The following is a 9,514-nucleotide window of genomic DNA, read 5'->3' on the forward strand; positions in this document are numbered from 1 at the left end:
TACTGGCAGGGGGATCAACTCCGGCGTCTGGAGCGTCGGTAGCTGGCTTGTTTCCTGGCGAAAGCCAGCAAAAACGCAGGCCAGTGATCCTGAAAGCGTCGGTTCGGGTATTCGCAAGGTTCTTGAGGTTGAGCCCCGCGCCTTGGCAGGCGTTGCCAAAGCGCGGGGAAGCCGTTACTGCGCTTTGACTTCCTTCAGATAAGGCGCCGGCTCCGCCCCCAGGTTCTCCAGCATGCGCTGGCTGTACCAGTCGATGAAGTTCACCACACCAAACTCGTAAGTCTTCGAGTAAGGGCCCGGCTGATAGGCGGTGGAGTTGATCCCGCGCTGGTTCTCTTCGGCCAGGCGACGGTCCTGGTCGTTGGTGGCATCCCACACCTTGCGCATTTCTTCAGGGTTGTAATCCACCCCCTCCACCGCATCCTTGTGCACCAGCCACTTGGTGGTGACCATGGTCTCCTGCGCGCTGATCGGCCACACGGTGAACACGATCATGTGGTCGCCCATGCAGTGGTTCCACGAATGCGGCAGGTGCAGGATGCGCATCGAGCCCAGGTCGGGGTTCTGGATGCGGCCCATCAGCTTCTTGCAGGCCACCTTGCCGTCCATGGTCATCGACACGGTGCCCTTGAGCAGCGGCATGCGCACGATGCGGTTACGCAGGCCGTGGCTCTTGTGCAGGTAAGGGATCTTCTCGGCTTCCCAGGCGGCGGCCGAGGCGGCCACGTGGTCCTTGAATTCCTGGCTGGCGCGCGGGTCGTTGGTGTCGTCCCACTCCAGCAGCGTCTTCAAAAGCTCCGGGTGCGAACCGCTGCAGTGGTAGCACTCGCGGTTGTTCTCCAGCACCAGCTTCCAGTTGGCCTTCTCCATCAAGGTGGTCTGCACCGCCACCTTGGTGTTCTCCATGTCGTACGGTTCCATGTAATGGTCGAGGGTGGCCAGGAACTCGTCGATGGCCGGCGGGTTCTCGGCCAGGCTGATGAAGATGTAGCCACCGGCCACCTTGACGTTCACAGGCTTGAGGCCGTACTGGTTCATGTCGAAGTCGGCGCCCATCTCGGTGCCGGCGAACAGCAGGCGGCCATCGAGTTCGTAGGTCCACTGGTGGTAGTGGCAGACCAGCTTGGCCACCTTGCCTTTGTCGCTGACGCACAGGCGCGAACCGCGGTGGCGACAGACGTTGTGGAAGGCATGCACCTTACCTTCGGCACCGCGAATCACGATGATCGGGTTCTTGCCGATCTGCAGGGTGATGTAGTTGCCCTTGGTCGGGATCTCGCAAACCATGCCGGCGATCAGCCATTCCTTGTGGAAGATCTCCTGCATGTCGATCTGGAACAGGCGCTCGTCGCTGTAGAACGGTTGCGGCAGCGAGTAGGTGCGCTCGCGGGTCTGCAGCATCTCGGCGGTAGCCTTGCGTGCGGGTTCCAGTGGGTCGCCCAGGCTCAGGGTTGCGGTGACGTCCATCGTGTGGTCCTCGGGGCCGCGTGCGGCCGACAGAAGTGGCTAATCGTTGTTGTTTGCCGCAGGGCTGCTGCTTTGGATAAACAGCGTGTTGTTTTGCCGAGGAGTGTGCGTTCGAAGGCGTCGGGAACCATATCCATGGGCGACATGGCCGCATCGAATTCCGACGCGCCAACCCTTGTAGCGTGGGGCTGGTCGCGATAAGCACGCCGATGTCGCGGATGGGAATGTACGCAGCCCTCGCGTTGCGCATTATCGGAGCCATAAGAAAGGCCGACAGTCGGCTGCTGGAGATGAACATGTCCGATACCTTCCTCAACCCGGTCACCACCCAGACCTGGGCCAATGGCCGCCACATCGTGCGCTGCGTCAAGGTCATCCAGGAAACCTGGGATGTGCGCACGTTCTGCTTCATGGCCGACCAGCCGATCATGTTCTTCTTCAAGCCCGGGCAGTTCGTCACCCTGGAGCTGGAAATCGAAGGCAAGCCGGTGATGCGTTCGTACACCATCTCCAGCTCGCCGTCGGTGCCCTACAGTTTCTCGATCACCGTCAAGCGCGTGCCGGGCGGGCTGGTCTCGAACTTCCTCCACGACACCATGCACGAAGGTGCCGAGCTGCCGGTGCACGGGCCGGTGGGGCTGTTCAACGCCATCGACTTCCCGGCGGGCAAGACGCTGTACCTGTCCGGCGGCGTCGGCATCACCCCGGTGATGTCCATGGCCCGCTGGTTCTACGACACCAACGCCAATGTCGACATGGTGTTCGTGCACAGCGCCCGTTCACCGAAGGACATCATCTACCACCGCGAGCTGGAGCAGATGGCCTCGCGCATCCCCAACTTCAGCCTGCACATCATTTGCGAGAAGCACGGCCTGGGCGAGCCGTGGGCCGGCTATCGCGGCTACCTCAACCAGCGCCTGATGGAGCTGATCGCCCCGGACTACCTGGAGCGCACCATCTTCTGCTGCGGCCCGACGCCCTACATGAGCGCGGTCAAGCGCATGCTCGAGGCGGTCGGCTTCGACATGAAGAACTATCACGAGGAGTCGTTCGGCGCGACGCCGCCCGAGGCCAAGGCCGATGCGGTGGAGCACGCGGAAGCGGCGGCCGATGCGCCGGAAGTGGACGCGGCCGACCTCAACCTGGTGGAGTTCGTTGGCAGCGACAAGAGCATTCGCGTGGCCCCGGGCGAGACCGTGCATGCGGCGGCGGCCAAGGTCGGGCTGATGATCCCCAAGGCCTGCGGCATGGGCATCTGCGGCACCTGCAAGGTGCTCAAGCTGGGCGGCGAGGTGGAGATGGAGCACAACGGCGGGATCACCGAAGAGGACGAGGCCGAGGGCTACATCCTGTCGTGCTGCAGTGTGCCGAAGGGGGATGTGCGGATCGAGTATTGATCTGATACTCGAGTAACAGGGGCTGCTGCGCAGCCCTTTCGCCGGCAAGCCGGCTCCCACAGGCTGAGCGCTGTCCTTGTGGGGGCTGGCTTGCCAGCGAAAGGGCCGCAAAGCGGCCCCAGCTTTTTCAAGTACGGAAGCGCGCTACCAAGCCGTTGAGGTCCACCGCCAACCGCGACAGCTCGGCACTCGCCGCGCTGGTCTGATGGGCGCCGGTGGCGCTCTGCACCGACAGGTCGTTGATGTTCACCAGGTTGCGGTCCACCTCGCGGGCCACCTGGGCCTGCTCCTCGGCGGCGCTGGCGATCACCAGGTTGCGCTCGTTGATCTGCCCCACCGCCGAGGCGATGGTGTCCAGCGCCAGGCCCGCGCCCTTGGCGATGTTCAGGGTCGACTCGGCGCGCTCGGTGCTGGTGCGCATCGAGTCCACGGCCTGTTCGGTGCCGCCCTGGATGCTGCCGATCATCCGCTCGATCTCGCTGGTGGACTGCTGGGTGCGGTGCGCAAGCGCCCGGACTTCGTCGGCCACCACGGCAAAGCCACGGCCCGCCTCGCCGGCACGCGCCGCCTCGATGGCGGCGTTGAGCGCCAGCAGGTTGGTCTGGTCGGCCAGGCCGCGGATCACGTCCAGCACCTTGCCGATGTCGCGGGACTGCTCGGCCAGGTGGGTGATCAGCTTGGCGGTGGCCTGTACGTCGCCGCTCATGCGCTCGATGGCGCCCACGGTTTCCATGACCAGGTCGCGGCCATCGCCGGCCGAACGGCTGGCTTCGCTGGAGGCTTCCGAGGTGCTCACCGCGTTGCGTGCCACTTCCTCGACCGCGCTGGTCATTTCGGTGACGGCGGTGGCGGCCTGCTCGATTTCGTTGTTCTGCTGCTGCAAGCCACGGGCGCTTTCGTCGGTGACGCTGTTCAGTTCTTCGGCGGCCGAGGCCAGCTGGGTGGCGGAGCCGGCGATCAGCTGCAGGGTGTCGCGCAGCTTGTCCTGCATCTTGGCCATGGCCTGCAGCAGACGCGCGGCTTCGTCGGTGCCTTCGGGGCGGATGTTGTGGGTGAGGTCGCCCTCGGCGATCTGCTCGGCGGCCTTGAGCGCTTCGTCGATGGGTTTGACGATGCTGCGGGTGAGCAGGAAGGCGAACAGCAGGGTCAGCACGGTGGCAGCCACCAGCAGGCCGACCACCAGGGCGAAGGTGCTGGCGTACTGGCTGGCGGCCTTGGCGTTGGTGTCGGCGGTCTGGTCGGTGTTGATCTTCACCAGCTGGTCCATGACCTTGTTGATCTGCTCGGAATTGCTCAGCAGTTCGCTGTTGAGCAGGTCGCGCAGCTCATCCACCTTGCCGGCCTGGCTCAGGTTGCGCATGCGCGACTCGAGCTGGCGGTACTGGCTGAGCAGCAGGCCGTACTGCTCGAAGGCGGCCTTTTCATCAGCGGCGGCGATCAGCGGCTCGTAGGTGCGACGGGCCTTGTCGATCTGCGCGTTGCGCTCGTCGAGCAGGCGCAGGGTGTCCTGCTGGGTGGCCGGCTCGCGGTTGAGCAGCAGGCGGTAGGACAGGGTGCGCAGGCGCAGGTTGAGCGCGGTCAGCTCGTCGAGGGTCTTGATGCTGGGCACGCTGACTTGCTCGATGGTCACGCCGGCCTGGCGGATGTTGCCCATCTGGATCAGCGAGAAGACACCCAGGCCAAGCATCAGCAGGCCGATCACGGAGAAGCCCAGCAGCGCACGCGGGGCGATGTTCATGTTGCGTAAGGACATGGAGGCGGTATCCAGGGCAGAAAGGGGGCCGCAGTCCATGCGACGAAATAAGACCTGCCGGCGTATCGGTCGTGACCGCCCAGTCTTGATAGTGGCACGGTGGATTTGTGAGGCAGCTAACGAAATTCCTGACAGGCGGTTGACCCAAGCCGGAACAAGGGCGGCCGACACCGGTCAACCTGAGCAGGTAAAAACCTTTTGAATCCGATATTTAATGGCGAGGGCGCAGGTTTTTCCTTATCGTGTGCGCCCTTTGCAACAACCCGAGATAGACGCATGTTGGAAACTTCCCTGAATCAACTCGAGCAACTGGTCAGCGACCTGATGCACAAGAACGCTCAACTCACCGAGCAGAACACCGCCCTCGGCCAGGAACTGGCCCAGGCCAAGGAAGAGAACGAGACCCTGCAGCTGTCGCTGATGGAGCAGGAAGAGAAGCACGGCGCCACCGCTGCCCGCATCCAGGCCCTGGTCGACCGCGCCAGCGCGGGTGTCGTGAACGCATGAGGCTGCACGCGCAGCCGGTCAATGTCGTATCGATCCTCGGCAACGACTATTCGCTCAAGGCGCCGGAAGGCCAGGAAGAAACCCTGGCCCAGGCCGTGCGCATGCTCAACGTCGCCCTGGCCGAGACCAAGCGCAGCTACCCGACCCTGATCGGTGACAAATTGCTGGTGCTGGCGGCCCTGAACCTGTGCTCGAAACAGATCGAGTTGCAGCGCGAACACGCCAAGACCCTGGAGCGCACCCAGGCGCAGATCGACGCCACCGTCGATGCCATCAGCCGGACCATCGGCGACCAGTAAAGCGCTCAAGCATCCCCTGTGGGAGCGGGTTTACCCGCGAAGACGACGGTGGTTTCACCGACGTTTTCGCGGGTAAACCCGCTCCCACAGTCTTTTTGTGCTGTCTCAGATCTCTGGAATAACTGGATACTTGAGTGTATACACTTCTCGCAAAACAATAATTAGCGGGAGTAGCAGGGCATGCGTATCTGGCGGCGGAGTATCCAGTGGCAATTGATCGCAAGCATGGGCGCGGCCCTGCTGGCGAGCATCCTGGTGGTGGTGGCGATCTACACCGTGGCGGTCAACCGCCTCACCGAGCGGTACCTGGTCGACACGGCGCTGCCGGCCAGCATCGAGGCGATCCGCAACGACATCGAACGCATGCTCGGCCGACCGCTGGTGGCAGCGGCGGACATCGCCGGCAATACCCTGCTGCGCGACTGGCTGGCCGCCGGTGAGGATCCAGCGCAAGCACCGCGTTTCATCGAATACCTGGAGGGCGCCAGGCAGCGCAACAAGGCCTTCACCACGATGTTCGCCGCCACTGCGAGCAACCACTACTACAACGAGAAAGGCCTGGATCGCACCCTCAGCCGCGCCAACCCCAAGGACAGCTGGTTCTACGGCTATATCGACAGCGGCGCCGAGCGCCTGGTCAATATCGATATCGACGGGGCCACCGGTGAGTTGGCGCTGTTCATCGACTATCGGGTGGAAAAGGATGGCCAGTTGGTGGGCGTGGCGGGCATGGGCCTGCGCATGAGCGAACTGTCCAAGCTGATCCACGACTTCAGCTTCGGTGAGCACGGCAAGGTGTTCCTGGTGCGCAACGACGGCCTGATCCAGGTGCACCCCGACCAGCAGTTCAGCGGCAAGCGCCAGCTCGCCGAGCAGCTTGATGCCGATGCGGCCAAGGCGCTGATGAGCGGCGGCCAGGGCCTGCGCAGCAGCCGTTTCAGCCGCGACGGTGAAACCTACCTGGCCCTGGGCCTGCCCCTGCGTGACCTGAACTGGACCCTGGTGGCCGAAGTGCCCGAGGCCGAGATATACGCGCAGATGCGTCAGGCCGTGTGGCTCACCAGCCTGATTGGTGGTGGCGTGGCCCTGATTTCGCTGTTGCTGGTGGTGCTGCTGGCGCGCGGGCTGGTACGGCCGATCCGCCAGGTCACTGCGGCATTGGTGCAGATTGGCAGTGGTGCCGGTGACCTCAGCCACCGCCTCGACGATTCGCGCCAGGACGAGCTGGGCGACCTGGCCCGGGGCTTCAACCGCTTTCTCGACAGCCAGCGCGGTTTGATAGGCGAAGTGTTGCGCACCACCGAACGTCTGCACCGCTCGGTTGAGCAGGTAACGCAAGTGGTGGACAACACCGCCGAACGCTCCGGGCGGCAGCAGGAAATGACCGAGATGGTCGCCACCGCCGTGCACGAGATGGGTTTGACCGTGCAGGACATTGCCCAGAATGCCGGCACTGCCGCCGTGGCTTCGCAGTCGGCACGCGACGAGGCGCTGCAGGCGCGCGAAGTGGTGCGTCGGTCCATTCACAACATCGAAGGCATGTCTGGCGAGATTGGCAAGGCGGCCGACGCGGTCAGCCAGTTGGCCGACGAAGTCGCCTCCATCGATGAAGTGTTGGCGGTGATTCGCAGTATTTCCGAACAGACCAACCTGCTGGCACTGAACGCTGCCATCGAAGCGGCGCGGGCCGGTGAGATGGGCCGTGGCTTTGCCGTGGTGGCCGACGAGGTGCGCACCTTGGCCCGGCGCACCCAGGTGTCCACCGACGAAGTGCAGCAGATGATCCAGCGCCTCAAGCAGGGCGCGGGTACGGCGGTGTCGTCGATGCAGGCGGGGCAGCAGGCGACCGGCAATGGGGTCGAGTCCAGCCAGCGCACGGGCACTTCGTTGGGGGCGATCACTGATCAGGTCGAGCAGATCAGCGACATGAACCACCAGGTGGCCACGGCGACCGAGGAGCAGTCGGCGGTGACCGAGGAGATCAACCGCACGGTGCAGGGGATTTCCGACCTGGCGCGGCAGACGGCGGCCGAGGTGCAAGGGTGCCGTGAGGAATGCCAGGCGCTGCGAGGGTTGGCCGATGACCTGGCGCGGCAGATGGGTGGGTTCAGGCTTTAGCAGGTCACGAATTCAATTGGATCGCCACGCTTCTGTCATTGATGCAAACGTGAGTGTGGCGATCCGATCGTGTCATAAATAGTTCAAACGCTGGTGAATTTTCTATATGTGACCTCTATCTCGATATACCCAGAAGGAACCACCGGGCTGGGGGGCGCATAATGATAGTGTTTGCTAATGATCTCAATCCAATCGCCGTTATATTTTATGATATCCCCTTCGATTAAGCTCGATATGAAAGTTTTGAGCTTCTCCGGAACTTCAGTAAACCCGTCTCCATCCCTGTCGCCGAAGGTCACAGATACAAAGTCCGCGGGGTTTTGACGAGGTTTGGTAGACGAGGATGAGTTGCCAGCGCTCTCAGGATCCCTAGGCATTATATCCAGCCTTGGCTCCTCGCCTGGACTATATGTCAACGATACTTCAGCACCGCCGAGTCGAGTCTCATTGCCTTCGCGATACGTCATCAGAACTTTTTTGAATTCAGGGTCTTGGACTGGGAGTCCAAACCACGACAGATCTAAGTCTTCCATCACTGTAACCTCGCCATAATGTTAATGAGAGGCTCAAGACTGCTGCGAGATTTCAAACTCAGCAACTGTCATATTTATCAGTTGACACCAGTGTTAGCTCGGTACTGGTCGGGCCAATCGTGTAGACATTTTTAGCCATTGGACAGATGCGATTGCTATTTCCCGCACTTCCCGCTGTCACTCCAGGTATGAAAAATCAGCCTTGGCATGGGTAGCATCATTCTTCGCGGGCAAGCCCGCTCCCACAGGTTAGCGCGCAGGCCCGCAGCTTGGCGCTGACCCTGTGGGAGCCGGCTTGCCGGCGATGGCGGTCTGTCAGGCGCCGACGATGCTGCGGATATCCGCCGCCAACTCGCGCACCCGCGCTTCCTCGGTATCCCACGAACACATGAACCGCGCCCCACCACTGCCAATGAAGGTATAGAAGCGCCAGCCTTTGTTGCGCAGCGCTTCGATGGCCGGTTCCGGCATCTGCAGGAACACCCCGTTGGCCTCCACCGGGAACATCAGCTCCACGCCCGGCAAGTCGCTGACCAGCGACGCCAGCAGTTGCGCACACTGGTTGGCGTGGCGGCCATGGCGCATCCAGGCGCCGTCTTCCAGCAGCCCGACCCACGGCGCCGACAAAAAGCGCATCTTCGAGGCCAGTTGCCCGGCCTGCTTGCAGCGGTAGTCGAAGTCTTCGGCCAGGGCGCGGTTGAAGAACAGGATCGCCTCGCCCACTGCCATGCCGTTCTTGGTGCCGCCAAAGCACAGCACATCGACGCCGGCCTTCCAGGTCAGCTCCGCCGGGGTGCAGCCGAGGAACGCGCAGGCGTTGGTGAAGCGCGCGCCGTCCATGTGCAGGTTCAGGCCCAGCTCTTTACAGGTGGCGCTGATCGCCTTGAGCTCGTCGGGGCGGTACACGGTGCCCACTTCGGTGGCCTGGGTGAGAGTCACCACGCGGGGCTTGGGGTAGTGGATGTCCTGGCGCTTGAGCGCCACTTCACGGATCGACTCGGGGGTGAGCTTGCCGTTGACGCTGGGTGCGGTCAGCAGCTTGGAGCCGTTGGAGAAGAACTCCGGCGCGCCGCATTCGTCGGTCTCGACGTGGGCGGTCTCGGAGCAGATCACGCTGTGGTAGCTCTGGCACAGCGAGGCCAGGGCCAGGGAGTTGGCGGCGGTGCCGTTGAAGGCGAAGAACACTTCGCAGTCGGTTTCGAACAAGTTGCGAAAGTACTCCGAGGCGCGTTCGGTCCACTGGTCGTCGCCATAGGCGCGTTCGTGGCCGTGGTTGGCCTTTGCCATCGCGGCCCAGGCTTCTGGGCAGATGCCGGAATAGTTGTCGCTGGCGAATTGTTGGTTGTTATCGGTCATGACGCCTGTCCTTTTTTACGACGCAGGCACGCACTCTAAACCATCAATTTGGCGGTTGCCTATACAAGCCCAGGCCTGCGTCGC

General features: G+C 62.9%; 8 protein-coding genes and 2 pseudogenes. 5 read left to right on the top strand and 5 right to left on the bottom strand.

Features of this window, described 5'->3' with window-relative positions:
- Positions 1–174: 174 nt before the first annotated feature.
- Positions 175–1,467 carry a glycine-betaine demethylase subunit GbcA gene (gbcA, locus tag ACQ4N9_RS22355; protein WP_232883729.1) on the bottom strand — a complete coding sequence of 431 codons (1,293 nt, stop codon included), beginning with the start codon at positions 1,465–1,467 and terminating at the stop codon, positions 175–177.
- 296 nt (positions 1,468–1,763) lie between these two features.
- Here gbcA and gbcB point away from each other — a divergent pair, with 296 nt between their 5' ends.
- On the top strand, positions 1,764–2,864 hold the full coding sequence (gbcB, locus tag ACQ4N9_RS22360) for a glycine-betaine demethylase subunit GbcB (RefSeq protein ID WP_031314933.1): 1,101 nt from the start codon (positions 1,764–1,766) through the stop codon (positions 2,862–2,864).
- Positions 2,865–2,991: 127 nt separating this feature from the next.
- On the opposite strand, the gene ACQ4N9_RS22365 is transcribed toward gbcB, so the two are convergent.
- A complete protein-coding gene (locus ACQ4N9_RS22365; protein WP_369992088.1) occupies positions 2,992–3,864 on the bottom strand; it encodes a methyl-accepting chemotaxis protein in 873 nt (290 codons plus the stop codon).
- A pseudogene (locus ACQ4N9_RS22370) lies at positions 3,847–4,656 on the bottom strand (MCP four helix bundle domain-containing protein); the annotation flags it as partial. The gene ACQ4N9_RS22365 and the pseudogene ACQ4N9_RS22370, both read right to left, overlap by 18 nt.
- Before the next feature lie 237 nt (positions 4,657–4,893).
- Here ACQ4N9_RS22370 and ACQ4N9_RS22375 point away from each other — a divergent pair.
- The 4 genes and pseudogenes from ACQ4N9_RS22375 to ACQ4N9_RS22390 all read left to right on the top strand — a co-directional run bounded on the left by ACQ4N9_RS22375 (position 4,894) and on the right by ACQ4N9_RS22390 (position 7,541).
- Positions 4,894–5,124: a hypothetical protein gene (locus tag ACQ4N9_RS22375; RefSeq protein ID WP_110992272.1), complete on the top strand. Its 231-nt coding sequence runs from the start codon at positions 4,894–4,896 to the stop codon at positions 5,122–5,124.
- A complete protein-coding gene (locus ACQ4N9_RS22380) occupies positions 5,121–5,423 on the top strand; it encodes a cell division protein ZapA (protein ID WP_110992273.1) in 303 nt (100 codons plus the stop codon). Before ACQ4N9_RS22375 ends, ACQ4N9_RS22380 begins: the two co-directional genes overlap by 4 nt.
- Before the next feature lie 225 nt (positions 5,424–5,648).
- Positions 5,649–6,677 (top strand): annotated as a pseudogene (locus tag ACQ4N9_RS22385) (cache domain-containing protein); the annotation flags it as partial.
- A 135-nt stretch (positions 6,678–6,812) separates the two neighbouring features.
- A complete protein-coding gene (locus ACQ4N9_RS22390) occupies positions 6,813–7,541 on the top strand; it encodes a methyl-accepting chemotaxis protein (RefSeq protein ID WP_401057654.1) in 729 nt (242 codons plus the stop codon).
- An 83-nt stretch (positions 7,542–7,624) separates the two neighbouring features.
- On the opposite strand, the gene ACQ4N9_RS22395 is transcribed toward ACQ4N9_RS22390, so the two are convergent.
- Complete coding sequence (locus tag ACQ4N9_RS22395) at positions 7,625–8,074, bottom strand: hypothetical protein (protein WP_390966254.1); 450 nt, start codon at positions 8,072–8,074, stop codon at positions 7,625–7,627.
- A 315-nt stretch (positions 8,075–8,389) separates the two neighbouring features.
- Positions 8,390–9,430: a threonine aldolase family protein gene (locus ACQ4N9_RS22400; protein ID WP_390966252.1), complete on the bottom strand. Its 1,041-nt coding sequence runs from the start codon at positions 9,428–9,430 to the stop codon at positions 8,390–8,392.
- Positions 9,431–9,514: the final 84 nt, after the last annotated feature.

This window comes from Pseudomonas sp. ES1 (genome assembly GCF_050586605.1).
GTDB classification, from domain to species: domain Bacteria; phylum Pseudomonadota; class Gammaproteobacteria; order Pseudomonadales; family Pseudomonadaceae; genus Aquipseudomonas; species Aquipseudomonas sichuanensis.